Genomic DNA, 19,054 nt, shown 5'->3' with positions numbered 1-19,054 from the left:
TTAAAAGAAATATTAATCATAATTTGGAGGAAACCAACATGAAGTATATTTTAATCATCACATTTTTTTTATTTTCTTTTAATCAATCAATCGCTCAGACAATTTTTAAAACCACTTCTAATGATAGAGAAGCAGTCCAAATTGTAATTTATAATCAAAATTTTGCTTTAGTGAAAGAAATAAGAAGGTTAAGAATTCCTATAGGTGAGTATGATTTAAAAATAGAGGGTATTCCAAACAAAATTGAACCAGAAAGCATAGTGATAGAATCTATTTCTTCACCTCAATATTTTAAAATATTTTCTTTGAATTATCACTATAATTTAATCACACCGAAAAATCTTTTAAAAAAATATATAGGAAAACCAATAAAGGTTTATTTTGAAAATCCATATACCAAACAAAGAGAATTAGTAGAAGCTATTCTTTTAAATTCAAAAGAGAACATAGTTTGCAGTATAAATGGTGAAATATATATGCCATGCCCTGGTCAGCTCATATTACCAAAATTACCTGATGAGTTTTTTCCAAATCCCACTTTGTTATGTCACATTAGCAATAATGAAGAACAAGAGCAACTGATTCAGCTTTCCTATATTACACAAAATATGAATTGGCAAACTAATTATGTACTAATTTTAACTGAAAGGAAAAAAGGAAATTTAATTAGTTGGATTACTATTAACAATGAAAGTGGTGCAACTTTTCATCATGCGCAAGTAATACTTATTGCTGGGGAAATTCATAAGGTTCAAGCACCATTACTTTATCGTAAAACTTTTAAAGAGGAAAAAATAGAAGAGAAACCATTTTTTGAATATCATCTTTACACCCTTCCTTATCCTCTTGAATTAGAGGACAAACAAAAAAAACAAGTACAATTCCTGAGAAAAGAAGATATTCTCATTGAAGAAAAATTCATTTATCGAGGTTCTAGTTATTACTATCGTTCTTATTATGATGTCCCTATTACTAGAGATAAAATTCAAGTATATCTTGAAACTGTTAATGATTCAAAACATAATTTGGGAATACCGCTTCCACCAGGAAAAGTAAGAGTTTATCAAAGGAACATAGAAGGAAATTTAATATTCATTGGAGAAGATAAAATAGAATCAATACCTATAAAAGAAAAAATAAAACTCAATATGGGTATAGCATTTGATATTACAGCAACTCGTCGGCAAATAATTTATCGTCGCTTAACAAGTAATACTTATGAAATCGGTTGGGAAATCACTTTTAATAACAATAAAGAAACACCTGTTGAAATTACCGTTTTGGAAGAGGTACCAGGAGATTGGAAGGTAGTAAATGCTTCAGCCCCTTATCAAAAAATAAGTGCCCATGAGCTTCAATTCCTTATTACAGTACCACCAGGTAGTAAAGAAAAATTAAATTATTTAGTAAGAGTGAGGGATTAAAATGCGAGTACTCCTTACTAATGATGATGGCATTTATGCTCAGGGTCTTTATGCTCTTTATGAGATATTTAAAAAAGACCATGAAGTTTTTATTGTTGCTCCAGAAAACGAACAAAGTGCTGTTGGTCATGCCATTACTTTAAGTTATCCTTTAAGGGTAAAAGAAATTTATCGCAATGGAATTTTTTACGGTTATGCTGTAAGTGGCACACCTGCTGATGCAGTAAAGATTGCAGTTAATGAATTAATCTCCCCACCTCCTGATATAGTAATCTCTGGGATAAATGCTGGCCCAAATGTAGGCATAAATGTGCTTTATTCAGGCACAGTTTCTGCAGCAACTGAAGCAGCTATTTTAGGTATTTCAGCTATGGCAATTTCTTTGGACGCTTATACTAGACCTGATTTTAAAATAGCAGCTACATTTGCATATATTCTGGCAGAAAAATTACCTAAATTAGAATTGCCACCAGGAGTTTGCTTAAATGTTAATATTCCTGCCCTTCCTTTAGAAAAAATAAAAGGAATAGCCTTCACCCGTCAAGCTACTATACCTTTACGAGATCGTTTTGAAAAAAGGATTGATCCAAGGCATCATGTTTATTATTGGGAAGCTGGAGATGGTTTTCTTTATGAACCAGAACCAGATACTGATATTTATGCTTTAACACAAGGGATGATCTCTATTACTCCCATCCACCATGACCTAACCAATTACCATACCTTAGAACAACTTAGAAACACACCTTTTATTAAAATAAACAACACAATGCTTGACAGGAATAAAGACATAATTTAAATTTTAAACAGGGCCGTTAGCTCAACTGGTAGAGCAACGGACTCTTAATCCGTAGGTTGCAGGTTCGAGTCCTGCACGGCCCACCAGATTTTTTAAAAAATTAGTTCTTTCTAAAGTTTTTTTACTGCTCTAAAAAACTTTATTCTAATAAACCTGCTGGTTTGGGAAGGTTTACCTTTAAAGGTGAAATGTATTTTTCGATATAAGATTTGGTTTGAAAAACATTTAATTTTTGAAAAATAAGATAGAATTTTTTGTATAATTCATTTAAGATTTTTTCTTTCACTTCTTTTGGCAATTCCCATAAGGTCTTTTTAAATGGGCCAAATCCCTTTTTTCTTGTTTTATAAATAAATTGTTGTTCAGTGAGACCTTCTTTCCATTCTTTCTTAAAATTGGTCTTAAGATATTCATAGATTTCTTGACGAATGTCTTCAGGTAAATATTCATAAATAATGTTTTGAAAACCAGTAGCAAGATGGATTTCAGCAGTTCCTACTTCAGGAAATTTATCAAATAATTCATCAGGTAAAGTAGAAGCACCGTGTTGAACCGCCCCTGATAGACCATATTTTTCTCTAGCTACTTTGGAAATACTTCTTAGTACTTCAAAATCAAGCTTTACTTTAGCAACTGTACCATCAGGTAAGGGAATGCCACCATGAGAAGTGCCTGTTTGTACACTAATTTTGCTTATTCCAGGCATTTCACCAAATTGTTTTAATGTATTTAAATATCCTTCCATAAAGGCTTCAAATTCTTCTACTGTAGAATTTTTGCCTCCAATATGACCAATTTCTCCACCTATAGAAATAGTTATCCCTTTTGGTTCAATTTTTCTGATAAAATTAGTAAGTTTAGCTGTATATTCATAATTTTCCTTCTGTTGTTCAATCAAAGTAGGACGACTATAGTCTACTAAAGTAGAAGCATCAATATCAATATTAAAAAAGCCTGCTTCTATAGCTTCTTGGGTAAGTATTTTTATTGACTCAAGTTCTGCTTCAGGATCTTCAGAAAATTTTCTTCGACTAAATTGAAAATGGTCTCCTTGAATAAAAACAGGGCCTTTATATCCTTCCTTAATAGCTGCTGCAAGTATACATGAAGCATATTCTGCTGGCCGTTGATCAGTATAAGAAATTTCTGTTTTTGCAATCTCAAAAATAAATGGACCAATTGCCTCTTTTTTTGAAAGTTTAAATATTTGGCGAACTACATCATAGGTCATCCCACGAATATTCACAGCAGGCACTGTAAAACCACCAATTTCTTTCCTTCCAATAGCCATATAAAGCTCATGAATAGAAGATGGGATGATGTCTAAGGCAAGTGCTAAAGCTCTGATACTCCATCTAGCTGCATTTTTTAAAGTAATATCTTCAGCAAATACAGCTGTATATACAAGTTCATCAATAATTTTATCTCTTAAAGTAGCAACATCTGTAACAATTAAACCATCCTTTTCCCAATAAGATATTCTTGTCAGCGTTTCATTAAGAGTCCTAATATCTTTAAACAAGGCTTACCTCCTTTTTTCTTAAGGATAGATGGCTATTTTAAAAAAGTCAAGAATATTTAATTTTTACTTGACAAAAAATAAAATAATGTTAACAAAACCCGTTTGGAGGTGGAAGTGGAACATTCTCTTTTTTTCCTTATAGGTGGCTTTATTCTAGGATTTGCCATGGCTTGGAATCTTGGGGCAAATGATGTAGCTAATTCCATGGCTTCTGCCGTTGGTGCCCGTGCTATTACCATTAGACAGGCAATGTTTATCGCTAGTCTTCTTACCTTTATTGGGGCTACCTTTATTGGCAGTCATGTGGCTGAAACTATTCGTAAGGGAATAATACCATTTGAAGCCTTCTCTGCCCATCCTGAATTTATTATTATTGGTTCCTTTTCAGCTCTTTTTTCAGCTAGTCTTTGGGTTTTTATTGCTACTTGGATGGAGATGCCTGTCTCTAGTACTCATTCTATCGTTGGATCTTTATTGGGAGTAGGCATTGTTGCTGGTGGTTTTTATGCTGTGAATTGGGCAAAGGTAATAGGGATAATAGCAAGCTGGATAATCTCTCCATTTTTCAGTGGAATATTAGGATTTTTTTTATTTATAATTATTCGTAAAACTGTTTTGGAAAAAGAGGATCCAGAAAAACTTACAGAAATAGGACCTTTTTTTATTAGCTTAGCTATGTTTATTGTCAGTATGTCATTTCTTCTAAAGACACCATTAGGTAAAAGAATGAATATAAATACACTTTATAGCTGTTTTATCTCTTCAGGTATTGCTTTTTTAAGCGCTTTAGTCGGACGACGGCTCATCCGCAATTGGATGAAAAAACAAAGAAACAATCATGTAGAAAAAGTATTTAGAAAACTTCAAATTTTTACTTCTTGTTATGTTGCTTTAAGTCAAGGTGCAAATGATGTGGCTAATGCTGTGGGGCCTCTTACTGTTATTTATTTATTTATAAAAACAGGACATGTAGGAGCTAAAGTACCCATTCCTATCCCTCTTTTAGCATATGGTGGTTTGGGTATTGCTCTTGGTATTATTACCTTTGGTCATAGAGTTATAAGGACAGTAGGATTTAGAATTACTGAGTTAACTAATACAAGAGGATTTTCTATAGATGTAGGTACAGCGACAACTATTCTTCTTGCTTCTAAACTGGGTCTACCAGTATCTACTACTCATGCAGCTGTTGGGGCTGTTATTGGTATAGGTTTGGCAAAAGGTTTTGAAGCAGTAGATATGAAAATTATATTTAAAATTATTCTTTATTGGTTAATCACCTTGCCTATTGTAGCAATAACAGGTATGCTAGTGTTTAAAATATTGTTAAATATTTTCACCTAGGAGATAAAGATGCGTGTTCCAGGCTTACATACATTTGTGAGTTGCCCATTTTTAAAATTACTTCCTTTTACTGATAAAATAAAAGAAGGTATGGAAACGCTTAAGCTAGCACTTCATGCTTATGTAGATGAGGACTACAGACAATTTGAAATATTTTCTGAAAAAGTAAGTCGAATTGAACATGAAGCAGATGATATGAAAAGAGAAATTAGAAATAGCCTTCCTCGTGGTGTATTTATGCCGGTGGATAAGTTTCAATTTTTCTCTCTAATTAAAGAACTTGATCATATTTTAGATAGTGCAGAAGACACAGTAGTGTGGCTTACTTTTAAGCAAGGAGTTGTACTTAAAGAAATCAAGCAAGACTTTAAAAATTTGTTAGATGTCTGTATTGAAGCTGTTTTAATTTTAAGTGAAGCCGTTTATCTTATGCCTAGAGCAGTCGGTTTTATCAAGAGGGATAAAGATTTAGTGATAAAAAAGATTAGAGAAGTAAGACAGAAAGAATGGGAATCTGACCAGATTGCTCAAGGAATAATTAAAGCAGTTTTTAATTTAAAAGTTGATTGTCTTACTCTTCATCATCTCCTTGAAACAACAAAATATATTGGCGACATTGCTGATCATGCTGAAAATGCAGCTGATATTATGCGAGTAATGATAGCTAGGTGATTTTATTTATATCTTTTAAGGATCTTTTTGATAATTTCTGTTGTAGAAATTCCTTCAACAATGGGTATTCTTATAATCTTACCACCTTTGTCCAAAACTACTTCTCTACCAACAATTTTTTCTTCTGGCCAGTCCGTACCCTTTACCAATACATCTGGTTGCAAAAAATTGATTAAAGAGAGTGGTGTAGGTTCATCAAAAATTACCACTCTATCTACACAGGCTAAAGCAGCTACTATTTCAGCCCTTTCATTTTCTGAGATAATAGGGCGCCTTTCACCCTTTATTTCTCTTACAGAACGATCACTGTTTATTGCCACAATAAGTTTATCACCGTAATTTTTTGCAGCCTGAAGATAACGGATATGACCAATATGCAAAAGATCAAAACAACCATTAGTAAAAACTACTTTTAAACCAGATGTTTGCCATTTTTTCACTTCTTCTTTAAGTTGCTCCCATGAGATGATCTTATCCCTGCTCATGATTATCCCTATCTTAAAACTCAGTCGTCCTCGCCAATGTAATTACCCATACACCTTCTGCTCCTGCCTTCATTAATATTTTAGCACACTCATTAACAGTACTACCTGTAGTAAAGACATCATCAATAAGTAATATTCTCTTCTTTTTTATATAATCTGGTTTAATAACAGCAAAACTCCCTTTTATATTTTTATATCTTTCAGCCAAAGAAAGACCTACTTGAGGTGGTGTAGCTTTTATCTTTTTTAAAACTTTAAAATCACAAGGAACATCTAAAACTTTTGCTATTTTTTTAGCTAGTAAAAGACATTGATTATATCCTCTTTCTCGAAGTCTTTTTAAATGAAGAGGAACAGGTATTATTAATGTTGGATCTATTTTTTCAATAAAATCTTTTAGGTGAAATAAAATTTCTTTAACAAACAAACTAGCTAAATCTGTATTATTTTGAAACTTAAATTGAATAATTGCTTTTTTTACTGGCTCAGTATAGCTAAAAACAGCTCTAGCTGCTTTAAAGAAAGGTTTTTTTCTTAGACAATTACCACAAATATGGCTGGATAAATCTCTAATAGTAAAAGGGCGACCACAAATATAACAAAAAGGTGGAGTAATAAATTTTAAAGAAGAAAAACAATCTGAGCAAAAAAGAGTTTCTCTTTCTACTTTTTGACCACAGCTAGGACAAAGACAAGGAAAAAAGAAGTCTAATAGATTTGACACTTTATTACTCAGGAGATGACCGACGTTCCATAACATAAGTACTTTTACTTCGATCCTTCTTAGCCCATTTTTTTAATTCTGTAATTACCTTTATTGCTTGACCATAATGTTTAAGACGATAATTCCCCCAATTGCGCACAATAGCAATGGCAAGTGTCATAAGGGGAAATTTTTGTAAGTTTCCTTTTCTATCTTTTGAAATAATAATTCCTTTTTTTCTATCTTCTTGATCATAAAAAGAAGGTATAATTTGATCAAAATATTCAATAATTTGTTTAGCTACTTTTTCTGCTTCTTCTGGCGGAACAATAAAGACAAAGTCATCGCCCCCAATGTGACCAACAAATGTCTCTCCTGGAATATTGCTAATTACATTTGTAATTATTCGAGCAAGAAGCTTTATTACCTCATCTCCTCGCACAAAACCGTATCTATCATTATAAGCTTTAAAATGATTCAAATCTACGTACCCTAAAGCAAAGTCTTGATTGCGAGCAATAAGTTGTTGAATTTTAGAAATAATTGTTGTATTGCCAGGAAGTTTAGTTAAAGGATTTGCATCCAAGATACGAGAAGCTCTAATTTTTGCTAAATCAAGACGTTTTATAAACTCTATTTTTTTAAAAGGTTTAACAAGAAAATCATCTAGATTTATATCTTCCCAATTGATATTTTCTAATTTTTCTAAAGAACATAAAACAATAAGGGGAACTTCTAAAAAAATAGGAGAACTTTTAATTATTTTAATAGTTTCAAAAAAAGATGAATTACAATCTAAATCTAAAATAATAAGATTTGGTGGTGAAGCATAAAGTTTTTCTAAAAAATAGATTTCTTTTTCGCAAAATTGTGGTTGATATCCGAGCTCCTTTAAGCAATTTTTTAAAAAATTTTTATCTTTTTCGGAAATAAACAAAAAAGCTTTATTATTTTTCATCTATTCTCCATTCAAGATTATATAAAGTTCTATCCATAGTTCTTATAATTTCAAAAAGAAAATCAGGAAAGATATTTAAAATTTCATATGTTTTTGGATGAATTTCAGGAATAACCTCCATACCAGGTGTTAAGCGATAGACATGTATGAGTACATCAGCTAAATTAATAATAGCTGCAAATTGGGGATATTTTTTAGCCTTTTCCACAGTATGATGATAAGCTAAAGCTTCTGTAAGACTAGGAGGAAAATGCCACTGTTCAGCTAACCAAAGATTAATAACATCATGGGCAAATCCCATAACCTCTTTTTCAGCTTCATAATCAAGACATAGAGATTTTTGTTTTACAATTTCTATTTTAGCATCAATTTCTGGCAAATAGACCTTTAAAACTACTTTGCTCATATCATGTAATAACCCAGCAACTGTAATTTCATCTGCCTCTTTATAATTGAGTTGTCTAGCAATAATACCAGCAGTAGTAGCGCATTCACAAGCATGTTCCCAAATACGCATAAGCGGAGGAGTAATTTCACCAAAAAGTACACTGCTAATTAATAATCCTCTAATGGTGTTAAAACCTAAAAGAATGATAGCGTGTTTTAACGAGCCAATTCGGTTAGGAAATCCATAAAAAGGGGAATTTATAAGCCGAAGTATTTTAGCAGTAAGAGTAATATCTTTGCCAATCACTTCACTAATAAGTTCAGGAGAAACATTAGGCCTTTCCATCAATTTCCAAGCTTCTTGCACTACTTTTGGTAAAGTAGGTAATTTTTCTAAAACCTTTTCTTTTAAAGCTTCCTTTGAAATTTTTTCATTTGCTGACATTTATTAGATATTTTTCCTCCCAGAACTTGAGGAATACTTCTTTAAGCATCTGCATAGAAGGAGAAGATTTATTAGCAAATGCTTTATTTATTAAAATCTTTTTTTCTTCAAATTGTTTTCTTGCTTCCTCTTCTGAAATAAATTCTTCAATTATTAATTTTTCTACATTTGCATTTTTAAGCCTCTCAATAAGTGTTTCTGTAAGGATAGTGCCTTGACGGCAAAGGATCATCCCAGTGACATTGCTAATATCCTCTGCCAATCTCATACCAGGTTGGGCTTTTTCAATAGGAATACATACCTTCACAGTAGTATTTTAAGTAATAAAGCAATTTTATGTCAATCTAAATTTTCTTGGCAGTGTGAAAAGGTGACCTTTAATCCCATAGACATAAAGAAATTTTGAATTTATTAAACTGTTGACCAGAGATGTTAGATGATGCTAAATTTGGCAGAAAATGAGTTAATTAAGAAGATGGCTTTAAAATTTTATTTATGAGGTTAAGCGTCCACAAAAAGATAAGAAATTAGTCCAATATCATAAGTCTTAATAAAGGAGGTGGCAAATCACCCCCAAATGGAATTATATCAGCACTAAAAGTGTAGATATAACTAAGTTAGGCGTAATCGGGGGTAGTCGCTATGAATGAAATAGAAGGAAGAAATATAAAGATAGAAGCAAATACAGACAACATGGAACTGAAAACCAAAGAAAGGAAAATATTTTTTGAAACAAAAGAAGGGAATATTAAAATAATTCATGATGATTTCTTAACAACAAATTTGATTAAGAAAAATTCAATTGATTTAATAATAACTTCTCCTCCATATAATGTAGATATTCATTATAATTCATTTCAAGATGATATTCCTTATGAAAAATATCTTGAATTTACAGAAAAATGGTTGAAAAAAGCATTTACTTTGACAAAAACAGATGGGAGAATATGCCTAAATATACCCTTGGATAAAAGCAAAGGTAGAAAAGGAGCAGGATTTCAAACTGTTTATGCTGATATAGTGAATATTGCTAAAAAAGTAGGCTGGAAATATTTTTCAACTATAATATGGAATGAAGGGAATATATCAAGAAGAACCGCTTGGGGTTCTTGGCTTAGTGCAAGGGCACCCTATGTAATTGCTCCTGTAGAGGTTATTATTATCTTCTATAAAGAAAAGTGGCAGAAAATAAGAAATGGAAAATCTGATATAACAAGGAATGAATTTATGGAATGGACTAATGGTTTATGGACATTTTCAGGAGAGAGTAAGAAAAAAGTTGGACATCCTGCCCCTTTTCCTGTTGAATTGCCCAAAAGATGTATTAAGCTTTTCAGTTTTGTAGGTGATACTGTATTAGACCCATTTTTAGGAAGTGGAAGTACTTTAATTGCATGTGCATTGCTGAATAGAAAAGGAATAGGGGTGGAGATAGACAAAAATTATTGTAAATTAGCTAAAAATAGATTGATAAAGGAAGCAAATATATACCAGAAAAAGTTATGGAGTGATTAAAGTGAGACGAGGATTTAAGTGTAAAAAAGAGGTATTGGAAGTACTAAAACAAGGTTACGATGATATAGTAATGAGCAGATTCCAAGGAAATTTATTGGAGGCGCTCAAAAATTTTGATTCATTAGCTGAAAATAGCCTCCGGAATATCCTTAGAAGATATTACCCAAATCAAAGAAGTCAAGATCAAGCATGGAAAACTTGTAAGGGTTCATTATATGAATATGCTGTTTTTAAATATATACAAAATATTGTGAAAAATGACAAAATGTTAAGAGATAAGATTACAGTCATGATTGGGGAAGAAGCCTTAATTCTACATAAAGACCAAATAGCCATCAGAAACTGGTGTGATATTTTTCCGGATGTAGATATTCTTATAATTAAGAAAAAGACCAATTCAGTAATAGCCATTTTATCATGCAAAACTAGTCTAAGAGAAAGATTAACAGAAACAGCTTTTTGGAAAAGGGAGCTTGAAAAAAGAAGAAATATGACAGAAATAAAGTTAGTTTTTGTAACTACGGATAAAGATAACGAGTTAAGAACAGAGACAAATCGTTATATTCTTTTACATGTGGTTGATTATACTTTTATAACAGACCCAGAAAAATATGATAGACTGATAGGAACCTACGAAAAGAAATACGGTAACCGAGATGATTTTCATGAGCTTCTTAAGAGAATTAAATTTATAGATGAAATAGAAGAATTTATCCATTATCTTTTAAATAGGAGAAACAATCAAGTATATTAACTGCCCCTGACTTTCGCTTTCACTTATTTTGGGGCTATCACCCATGCTTTGCTATCGCTTGAAACTTCGGATATAGGACGTTAACGTTTAAACGTTTTTATCCAGTTGAAACAAAATACTTTTTACGTTATCACACATCGGAGGAAATTTTAAAAGGAGGGGAAATATGGTTGGTTTTATTGGTGGTGGTGTTATGGGTGAGGCAATAATTAAAGGGTTAATTAAAGCAAAAAAGGTTAGAGCAAATGAAATTTGTGTTTCAGATTTAAGAGAAAAAAGATTAAATTATTTAGAAAAAAAATATAAGGTAAAAATTTTAAAAAATAATATAGAGCTTGTAAAACAATGTGAAGTTATAATCCTTGCCGTAAAGCCACAAGATGTACAAAAAGTTCTTGAAGAAATACAAAAAGTTTTTACAAAAAATCATTTACTCATTTCTATTGCTGCTGGCATTACTACACGTTTTTTAGAAACATATTTGCCAAAGGAAGTTCCAGTAATAAGGGTTATGCCCAATACACCAGCTATTGCCTTAGTAGCTATGAGTGCTTTAACTCAAGGTACTTGGGCAACAGAAGAACATTTAAAAATAGCTAAATCTTTTTTTGAAGCCATTGGAGACACAGTTATTGTACCAGAAAAATGGATGGATGCAGTAACAGGTTTAAGTGGAAGTGGTCCTGCTTATGTGGCTGTGTTTATAGAAGCATTAGCAGATGGAGGAGTAAAGATGGGGTTACCTCGCGATATTGCTTTAAAATTGGCTTTACAAACAGTTTTTGGTACTGCTAAATTGCTTAAGGAAACAGGATGGCACCCAGCACAGTTAAAAGATATGGTTAGTTCACCTGGAGGAACAACTATTGCTGGTCTTCATGTTATAGAAAAAAATAGTTTTAGAGGAATTTTAATAGAAACAGTAGAAAAAGCTACAAAACATGCTCAAACCCTAGGTGGTTAATCTTGTATTTCTTGGCGGATATTTCTTACCCTTTCTAAATTTGCTTTAAGTTTTTGAAGTCTCTCCTCTAAAATTTTTGCCTTTTCATGCTCTTTTTCTACAACAGCTTTTGGTGCCTTATTTAAAAATTCTCTATTTGCTAGTTTTTTGGTAACAAAGGCAAGTTCTTCAACTAATTTTTCTATCTCCTTATTTAAACGTTTCTCTTCAGCATGTAAATCAAGGATGTCTTTAAGTGGCATATAAATTTCTATTCCTTCCCAGACACTAGCAGCTGCATAAGATGGTCTTTTTGCCTTTATACTTAAATTCATCTCTTTAATACCAGCTAAACGACAAATAGGTTCTTCATGTTTTTGAATCCATCTTAAAATACCTTCATTGGGTGGGGAAATAATAATTTCAATTTTTATACTAGGAGAAACATTCAATTCTCCTCTCATATTTCTTATAGTCTTTACAAGACCAATCATGGTTTCCATTTCTTCCACTGCAATTTTATCTTCAAGTTCAGTGACTGGTCTTGGATATTCTTCTTTGAAAATACTTTCTTTTGTATGAGGTAAATATTGCCAAATTTCTTCTGTTACAAAAGGAATAAAAGGATGGAGCAATTTTAGGATTTCACTTAAGGTATATAAAAGCACTCCTTGAGTGATCTTTTTTTCTTCAATTGTTTTAGGTTGATAAAGAACAGGCTTTATCCATTCTAAATACCAATCGCAGAATTCATGCCAGAAAAAGTGATAAAGAATATAAGCAGCTTTATCAAAATCATAATTGTCTAGGTTATTTCTTACTTTTTTAATTATTGTTTGAAGACGGCTTAAAATCCATTTATCAACTGAATTTTTTGGTTCAGCTATAGGCATAGTATCTTCTTCAAGATTCATTAAAACAAAACGGGCTGCATTCCAAATTTTATTAATAAAATGGCGATAACCCTCTATCCTTTTTTCTGAAAGCCGTATATCTCTCCCTTGGGCTGCCAATGAAACTAAAGTGAATCTTAAGGCATCTGTTCCATATTTTTCTACCATATCTAAGGGATCAATGACATTTCCTTTAGTCTTACTCATTTTTTCTCCTTTCTCATCCCTTACCAGTGCATGAATATAGACATCATAAAATGGGACTTCTTTCATAAAATGGAGTCCCATCATCATCATTCTTGCTACCCAGAAAAAGAGGATATCAAAACCTGTTACTAAAACAGAAGTAGGATAAAATATTTTCAACTCCTCTGTATCTTTTGGCCAACCTAAAGTTCCAAACGGCCATAAAGCTGAGCTAAACCAAGTATCCAAAACATCTGTCTCAGGTATAATTTTTTCTGATTTGCATTTTGGACAATTTGATGGTTTTTCTTTTTCTACAATGATTTCTCCACACTCCTTACAATACCAAGCGGGAATCCTATGACCCCACCAGATCTGTCGAGAAATACACCAATCTCTAATATTTGTCATCCATTCATAATATGTTTTTTCCCAACCACTTGGTATTAGACGTGTTTTACCTTCTTTTACTGCCTTTATAGCTGGTTCTGCTAAGGGCTTTGTTTTTACAAACCATTGTTTCGAAACCAATGGCTCAATAATAGTTTTACAACGATAACAATGTCCTACACTATGTTTAATAGGCTCTATTTTTTCTAAAAGACCTTGTTTTTCAAGATCAATTAAGATTTTTTTTCGACATTCAAACCTATCTAAGCCAGCATAAGGGCCTGCTTCTTCTGTCATTTTTCCTGTTTCATCTATTACTTTCACTAAAGGTAAGTTATGCTTACGACCTATTTCAAAATCATAGGGATCATGAGCAGGTGTCACTTTAAGTGCTCCAGTACCAAATTCTTTATCAACAAAATCATCAAAAATAATAGGCACTTCTCTTTTGACTACTGGTATAATAACTTTTACTCCTTCCAAATCTTTATATCTTTCATCTTCTGGATGTACAGCTACAGCTGTATCACCAAGTAAGGTTTCAGGTCTGGTTGTAGCGACTGTAATATATCCATTTCCATCAGCCCTTAAATAACGTATATAATAAAAGGCACCTTCTCTTTCTTCATGCTCAACTTCTAAATCTGCTAATGCTGTTTGACACCTTGGACACCAATTGATAATATAATCACCTCGGTAAATTAGTCCTTCTTTATAAAGTTGAATAAATACTTCTCTTACAGCTTCACTAAATCCATCATCCATAGTGAAACGTTCTCTGCTCCAATCACAAGCACATCCCAATCTCTTTAATTGATTAATAATGCGATGACCATATTCTTCTTTCCATTTCCAAACTCGTTTAATAAATCCATCTCTACCTAAATCGTGACGAGTAAGCCCTTCTTTTTTTAGCTGTTTTTCTACTACATTTTGAGTGGCAATACCGGCATGGTCAGTGCCAGGCACCCAAAGTACATTGTATCCATCCATTTTTTTATAACGGGCAAGAATATCTTGTAATGTTACATTTAAAGCATGTCCCATATGCAAAGAGCCTGTAACATTTGGTGGAGGGATAACCATGGAAAAAACTTTCTTTTTCTCTTTTAAATTAGCTTTAAATAAACCTTTTTCTATCCAATGTTGATACCATTTTTTTTCTACCTTTTCTGGATTATAACCCTTTTCTAATAGCTTAGTACCCATTTTAAACACCTCTCATTAATTCCTTAATACTCGTTTATCACCCAAGCGAATAGTCAGTTTTAAACTATCAAAATATTCTAGAAGTGGAATATTATATTTTCGTGAAGCTTTAGTCAAATGTTTGAACTCAGAAGGTGTAATAGTTTCTTTTTGTTTTAAATAATTTATAAGTTTTTCTTTTAAAGTCTCAATAAGTTTCTTTTCAAAATAAAAACCTTCTTTTACTCTAATTATTTTTCCCTCCTCAACTAAAAGACGCAATAAATGATTTATTTTTTCTTCTTTTTCATTTAATTTTTTAGCTAATTCTTGAGGTGATGGTGGAGTATAACCTGACTCAATAAGATAATGATAAATTTTTTCTTTTAATGTTTTTTCTTTAGAAGTAAGGGAAATGGTATGAGTTTTTAATCTTAAAAGATGTTGTTCTAAAACTATAATATTTTTCCTCTCTAAATGGTGAATAAGAAAGGAAAAAACTTCTTCCTTAAGAAATGGCAAAAATTTACTTTTTAATTCATCCTTTGAAATGCCATGTAAAAGTGGGTTTTTTTGATGAAATTCTTTTAAGAAAGAAACAATTCTTTTTTCTAATTCTTCTACAAAATGGGCATGAAGATACAATGCTGTCTCTTTATGTATTAAATAAATCTTTTTATTTTTTGTTAAATTTTCAAGGATATTTATTAAATTTTCAGAAAAATCATTCAAAAAAATTTGTAAATTTTTAAAAGTAAGACCATTGTATCTTGCTTCTTTTAAATGGGCAAGGATGCGTTCTTCTATCTTCCCTTTTTCTAATAATTTCAGATTTGATATTACCTCTTCACGCATTCTTTTATGTTTAGCTGGTGTAGGGTGTAATATTATGCCTCCACCTAAGGTTATTATCGGTGAATAACTTCTAATAACAAATCTATCTCCAGGTAAGGCAACAGCAGGTTTTTTTAATCGAAACTGCACATAACCAGTTTCACCTGGTTTTAATTCATCTTTATCTAAAATAACAGTCTGTGCTGGAATTTCGGCTGTATAAAGATGAAGTCTTACTAAAGCGCGATTTTTAAACGATTTTGGAGCACTTGGTAATATTTCTAAAAAGGCATCCAGCATAAATGAGGGTATAAGTGTATCAGGTGGAGCAATTATATCCCCTCGATTGATTTCTTCTTTTTCTAAGCCCTGAAGATTTATAGCAGTTCTTTGTCCAGCAAATGCTTGAGAAACATCTTTATTATGTACTTGAATATTGCGAGCCTTTGTTTTTTTTTCTGAAGGATAAATCATAAGTGTATCTCCTATTTTCACACTTCCACCAATAGCTGTACCAGTTACTACAGTGCCAAAGCCTTTTATAGTAAATACGCGATCAATTGGTAAACGAAAAAGACCAGTACTAGGTTTAGGTTCTACTTCTGTAACAAGCTTTTCTAAAGTTTTTATTAGATCAGGGATCCCTTCACCTGTTATTGAAGAAACTTTAACTATTGGTGCCCCTTCTAAAAATGTACCTTTTAAGAATTCTTTTACATCTTCCTCAACAAGTTCCAGCCATTCAGGTTCAACAATATCTATTTTGGTAATCACAACAAGCCCACGTTTTACTTTTAAAAGAGAACAAATTTCTAAATGTTCCTTTGTTTGAGGCATAACTCCTTCATCTGCTGCAATTACTAAAGCAACCAAATCCATTCCAGCAGCTCCAGCCACCATGTGATGGACAAATTTTTCATGTCCTGGGACATCTACAATACCAAGGAGTTGACCATTTGGTAAATTGAGGAAGGCAAAGCCTAATTCAATAGTAATACCACGTTCTTTTTCCTCTTTAAGCCTATCTGTATCTATACCTGTTAAAGCCTTAATTAACTGTGTTTTCCCATGATCAATATGTCCAGCTGTGCCTAAAATAATGGGTTTCATGGAAGGCCTCTTTTGGATTTTATCTCATAAAATGTACTTTTCAACCCATTATTGACTTATAATATTCACCTAACAATTCTTTAGCAATATCCTTTTCATTTAGATTTTTCCATCTTTTTTTAGAAAATAAATACATAATTATTCCTAAAATAAACCATATAAATAATATGCTGTATTCATAAGGCCAGTTAAGGCTTAAAGGTGTTTTTGGTGTAAGAGAAACAATAAATATTAAAGTTACTATTAATAAGGATATAGGAGAGATAATAAATATAAATGGAGCTTTATAAGGTCTTTTAAGGTTTGGATTTTGTTTACGTAATTTTAGTGCCGATAATACGCATAATATCCATGCTATACCTATACTTATCCCGCCAATATCTAAAAACCAAATTAGAGCTTTTTTACCTAGCATGCCAAGGATTATAGCGATTATTAATACAAATATAAGTGCATTTTTAGGTGTTTTATATTTTTTATGAATAAAAGAAAAAGAAATAGGCACTATACCAGCCCTTCCCATAACAAAGATTGTCCTTGAAGCAGCTAGCATAAGGCCATTTAAGCTAGTAAGCATACCCAAAAGTGAGATAAACCAAGCTATTATTCCTAAAGGTTTAAAAAGAAGATAAAATTCATCAATCATTCCCTTTTCCAATTCTATGGTCTTTTGCCAAGGAAATAATATAGCACCACCACTCATCATGATGATATAAAATAGACCAGCTATAATTATTGATAATACAATAACTTTTCCAAACATCCTTTCCTCTACAGCACTTTCTTCTCCAAGCATAGTCAATGTAGAAAAGCCTGTTAAATAAGTCATAGCTAAAAGAGCAAATCGTACTGTGTATTTTAAAGGATTTTTTAAAAAAAGAGGTTTTATATTATGAAATGAGCCATAAATTATAGCTATAAAAAACAGTATTATGCCAAGTCCTAATAATAAAGAAGTCATAAAGAACTGAGGTAAAGTGGCTAATTTAACACCTCTATAATTTAAGGCAAAGAAAAAGATAACAAGAAAAATGCCAAGGGATAAACTGGGCAAATATACAGGTGTTCCAGCAATTGTCCAAAGTTTAATAGTATTAAGCTTTGGGAAAAACCAATCAAAAAGATAGCCTGCTGCTGGCACATAAAAGCATACACAGGTAGTATAAGCAGTAAATAATGACCATCCTGCAATAAATGCACCTTTTAAACCAAAAGCTGCGTAGGCAAATACAATTTCTCCCCCTTCCCTTTTTAATGCAGACCCTAACTCTGCATAAGAAAAAGAAACAAATGTTGCTATAACAGTAGCTATAAAAAAACCAAAGATTACACTACCTGGTCCATATTCAGCATAAAACTTTGTATTTAAATAAACCCAACTAGTACCTAAAATACCACCTACTCCTATAGCTAATAGCTCATACCAAGTAATTACTTTCTTTAGGTTATTCATAAAGAGGGCAACCGCTAAAACCAAATTTCTTTTTCATAATATGATTTTTCCTACCAGAGTGCACAAATTTTCATGTATCACACTACCATATAATTTTCTATCTTGACAATGGTGATCCACCTTCCTGGAGTTTGCATTCTCCTGTTCTTACAATTATTCAATTTTTTGTGTGTTTGTGGAATTGCCCTTATGGAATTCCTATGCTAAAAAGCATAAAATATAAAATGTATAAGGAGGCTTGGAGAAATGGATGTTTTTGAAAAAGCTAAAGAAATACTTGATAATGTTCAAAGGTATTGGAAGGAGCTACAAGACAAGTATCCCGAGTATTCTTCTCTTTGGAAATCTGGTTTTAGTGTATTTTATTCTCCTGTCAGCCAAAATCCACAATTCATGTTAATCGGAATCAATCCTGGAGGAGATGAAAGCTGTTTTGATGAAACAAGAGACTCAAAAATACCACTTGAGCATGAATATTTTAAAGAAAATTACCTCTTGGCAAAGACAATGAGGTACATTTTTGAAAAAGCCGGCCTTGAACAAGAATTAAAGCAATCGGTAAAAACAAACCTGAATTTCTTCCGAAGTAAAGGTGAGAAGCAATGGAACGAAATTGAAGCCAATCTAAAAAAAGAAATTGAATCTTTTTGCGAGAAAAGGATTAAGGAGTTCATTGAAGTGGCTAAACCTCGAGTAATATTCTGTGAAGCCTTCAGTGTTCTTGAGAGACTGTTAAAAATTCTAAACCAGGAAACAAGTCAATTAATGATTGATTATCGTTCATCCAAACCAAGTAATAGATTATATAGATTATATCAATCCTTTAAGTTCAAAGACTTTTATGTAAATGGAATAATAGGTATACCCCATCCAACAGGCTCTGTGCCACGTCTCTCAAAAAATGAAGAGGAAAAACGCAAGATAGCCGAACTACTTAAAGAAGATGCTAAGATACTTTTACAGTAGCCTTTGCCTGTGGAGGAAGCACGCCACTTGAGTAAGTTGAAGACACTATTGGTCAAGTAAGCTAAGACTTGACTTAAATTATT

17 protein-coding genes and 1 tRNA gene are annotated in these 19,054 nt (G+C 32.1%); 9 read left to right on the top strand and 9 right to left on the bottom strand.

Features of this window, described 5'->3' with window-relative positions; all coding sequences use genetic code 11:
- The first annotated feature begins 38 nt into the window (after positions 1-38).
- The 3 genes from LWW95_01870 (at position 39) to LWW95_01860 (ending at position 2,309) form a co-directional block, all read left to right on the top strand.
- A complete protein-coding gene (locus LWW95_01870) occupies positions 39-1,424 on the top strand; it encodes a hypothetical protein (protein ID MDL1955790.1) in 1,386 nt (461 codons plus the stop codon).
- Position 1,425: 1 nt separating this feature from the next.
- On the top strand, positions 1,426-2,223 hold the full coding sequence (gene surE, locus LWW95_01865; GenBank protein ID MDL1955789.1) for a 5'/3'-nucleotidase SurE: 798 nt from the start codon (positions 1,426-1,428) through the stop codon (positions 2,221-2,223).
- 10 nt (positions 2,224-2,233) lie between these two features.
- Positions 2,234-2,309: transfer RNA gene (locus LWW95_01860), tRNA-Lys, on the top strand.
- Positions 2,310-2,362: 53 nt separating this feature from the next.
- Here LWW95_01860 and LWW95_01855 read toward each other — a convergent pair.
- Positions 2,363-3,712, bottom strand: a complete 1,350-nt coding sequence (locus LWW95_01855) for a class II fructose-bisphosphate aldolase (protein ID MDL1955788.1) — start codon at positions 3,710-3,712, stop codon at positions 2,363-2,365.
- Positions 3,713-3,853: 141 nt separating this feature from the next.
- On the opposite strand from LWW95_01855, the gene LWW95_01850 reads away from it, so the two are divergent.
- Together LWW95_01850 and LWW95_01845 are read left to right on the top strand one after the other, a co-directional pair.
- Positions 3,854-5,089 carry an inorganic phosphate transporter gene (locus tag LWW95_01850; GenBank protein MDL1955787.1) on the top strand — a complete coding sequence of 412 codons (1,236 nt, stop codon included), beginning with the start codon at positions 3,854-3,856 and terminating at the stop codon, positions 5,087-5,089.
- Positions 5,090-5,098: 9 nt separating this feature from the next.
- On the top strand, positions 5,099-5,761 hold the full coding sequence (locus tag LWW95_01845; GenBank protein ID MDL1955786.1) for a TIGR00153 family protein: 663 nt from the start codon (positions 5,099-5,101) through the stop codon (positions 5,759-5,761).
- 2 nt (positions 5,762-5,763) lie between these two features.
- Here the strand turns inward: LWW95_01845 and rfaE2 are convergent, their stop codons facing one another.
- Genes rfaE2 through LWW95_01820 form a run of 5 tightly spaced genes read right to left on the bottom strand, consistent with a single transcriptional unit; the run spans position 5,764 to position 9,046 of the window.
- Positions 5,764-6,246 carry a D-glycero-beta-D-manno-heptose 1-phosphate adenylyltransferase gene (rfaE2, locus tag LWW95_01840; protein MDL1955785.1) on the bottom strand — a complete coding sequence of 161 codons (483 nt, stop codon included), beginning with the start codon at positions 6,244-6,246 and terminating at the stop codon, positions 5,764-5,766.
- Positions 6,247-6,259: 13 nt separating this feature from the next.
- Positions 6,260-6,970, bottom strand: coding sequence for a ComF family protein (locus tag LWW95_01835; GenBank protein ID MDL1955784.1), 711 nt, complete (start codon positions 6,968-6,970; stop codon positions 6,260-6,262).
- A gap of 4 nt (positions 6,971-6,974) precedes the next feature.
- A complete protein-coding gene (locus tag LWW95_01830; protein MDL1955783.1) occupies positions 6,975-7,907 on the bottom strand; it encodes a diguanylate cyclase in 933 nt (310 codons plus the stop codon).
- The gene (locus LWW95_01825; protein MDL1955782.1) at positions 7,897-8,739 is read right to left on the bottom strand and encodes an HDOD domain-containing protein; all 843 of its coding nucleotides are present in this window, start codon (positions 8,737-8,739) and stop codon (positions 7,897-7,899) included. Before LWW95_01825 ends, LWW95_01830 begins: the two co-directional genes overlap by 11 nt.
- Positions 8,726-9,046, bottom strand: coding sequence for a hypothetical protein (locus LWW95_01820; GenBank protein MDL1955781.1), 321 nt, complete (start codon positions 9,044-9,046; stop codon positions 8,726-8,728). The genes LWW95_01825 and LWW95_01820 overlap by 14 nt, the downstream gene beginning before the upstream one ends.
- A 335-nt stretch (positions 9,047-9,381) precedes the next feature.
- Between LWW95_01820 and LWW95_01815 the strand changes: the two genes are divergently transcribed.
- The 3 genes from LWW95_01815 (at position 9,382) to proC (ending at position 11,972) form a co-directional block, all read left to right on the top strand.
- Positions 9,382-10,254: a site-specific DNA-methyltransferase gene (locus tag LWW95_01815; GenBank protein ID MDL1955780.1), complete on the top strand. Its 873-nt coding sequence runs from the start codon at positions 9,382-9,384 to the stop codon at positions 10,252-10,254.
- Between the two features lies 1 nt (position 10,255).
- Positions 10,256-11,008, top strand: a complete 753-nt coding sequence (locus tag LWW95_01810; protein MDL1955779.1) for a BsaWI family type II restriction enzyme — start codon at positions 10,256-10,258, stop codon at positions 11,006-11,008.
- A gap of 166 nt (positions 11,009-11,174) precedes the next feature.
- Positions 11,175-11,972, top strand: coding sequence for a pyrroline-5-carboxylate reductase (gene proC, locus LWW95_01805; protein ID MDL1955778.1), 798 nt, complete (start codon positions 11,175-11,177; stop codon positions 11,970-11,972).
- Here proC and LWW95_01800 read toward each other — a convergent pair.
- The 3 genes from LWW95_01800 to LWW95_01790 are packed head-to-tail and all read right to left on the bottom strand — an operon-like array spanning position 11,969 to position 18,005.
- Positions 11,969-14,629, bottom strand: a complete 2,661-nt coding sequence (locus LWW95_01800; GenBank protein ID MDL1955777.1) for a valine--tRNA ligase — start codon at positions 14,627-14,629, stop codon at positions 11,969-11,971. The genes proC and LWW95_01800 overlap by 4 nt on opposite strands.
- Positions 14,630-14,644: 15 nt before the next feature.
- Positions 14,645-16,552, bottom strand: a complete 1,908-nt coding sequence (selB, locus tag LWW95_01795) for a selenocysteine-specific translation elongation factor (protein MDL1955776.1) — start codon at positions 16,550-16,552, stop codon at positions 14,645-14,647.
- Between the two features lie 40 nt (positions 16,553-16,592).
- On the bottom strand, positions 16,593-18,005 hold the full coding sequence (locus LWW95_01790) for an APC family permease (GenBank protein MDL1955775.1): 1,413 nt from the start codon (positions 18,003-18,005) through the stop codon (positions 16,593-16,595).
- A gap of 246 nt (positions 18,006-18,251) precedes the next feature.
- Here LWW95_01790 and LWW95_01785 point away from each other — a divergent pair, with 246 nt between their 5' ends.
- Positions 18,252-18,971: a hypothetical protein gene (locus LWW95_01785; GenBank protein ID MDL1955774.1), complete on the top strand. Its 720-nt coding sequence runs from the start codon at positions 18,252-18,254 to the stop codon at positions 18,969-18,971.
- Positions 18,972-19,054: the final 83 nt, after the last annotated feature.

It is taken from the genome of Candidatus Desulfofervidus auxilii (assembly GCA_030262725.1).
Taxonomy (GTDB): Bacteria; Desulfobacterota; Desulfofervidia; order Desulfofervidales; family Desulfofervidaceae; genus JAJSZS01.
Note: the sequence above shows the minus strand (reverse complement) of the source record. Positions and strands in the feature narration are given on the sequence as shown.

What these genes read in the sequence shown, in the direction of transcription:
- proC (MDL1955778.1), top strand. Translation starts at nt 11,175, where the DNA reads ATGGTTGGTTTTATTGGTGGTGGTGTTATGGGTGAGGCAATAATTAAA.
- rfaE2 (MDL1955785.1), bottom strand. Translation starts at nt 6,246, where the DNA reads ATGAGCAGGGATAAGATCATCTCATGGGAGCAACTTAAAGAAGAAGTG.
- LWW95_01845 (MDL1955786.1), top strand. Translation starts at nt 5,099, where the DNA reads ATGCGTGTTCCAGGCTTACATACATTTGTGAGTTGCCCATTTTTAAAA.
- LWW95_01785 (MDL1955774.1), top strand. Translation starts at nt 18,252, where the DNA reads ATGGATGTTTTTGAAAAAGCTAAAGAAATACTTGATAATGTTCAAAGG.
- LWW95_01815 (MDL1955780.1), top strand. Translation starts at nt 9,382, where the DNA reads ATGAATGAAATAGAAGGAAGAAATATAAAGATAGAAGCAAATACAGAC.
- surE (MDL1955789.1), top strand. Translation starts at nt 1,426, where the DNA reads ATGCGAGTACTCCTTACTAATGATGATGGCATTTATGCTCAGGGTCTT.
- LWW95_01825 (MDL1955782.1), bottom strand. Translation starts at nt 8,739, where the DNA reads ATGTCAGCAAATGAAAAAATTTCAAAGGAAGCTTTAAAAGAAAAGGTT.
- selB (MDL1955776.1), bottom strand. Translation starts at nt 16,552, where the DNA reads ATGAAACCCATTATTTTAGGCACAGCTGGACATATTGATCATGGGAAA.
- LWW95_01870 (MDL1955790.1), top strand. Translation starts at nt 39, where the DNA reads ATGAAGTATATTTTAATCATCACATTTTTTTTATTTTCTTTTAATCAA.
- LWW95_01830 (MDL1955783.1), bottom strand. Translation starts at nt 7,907, where the DNA reads ATGAAAAATAATAAAGCTTTTTTGTTTATTTCCGAAAAAGATAAAAAT.
- LWW95_01790 (MDL1955775.1), bottom strand. Translation starts at nt 18,005, where the DNA reads ATGAATAACCTAAAGAAAGTAATTACTTGGTATGAGCTATTAGCTATA.
- LWW95_01800 (MDL1955777.1), bottom strand. Translation starts at nt 14,629, where the DNA reads ATGGGTACTAAGCTATTAGAAAAGGGTTATAATCCAGAAAAGGTAGAA.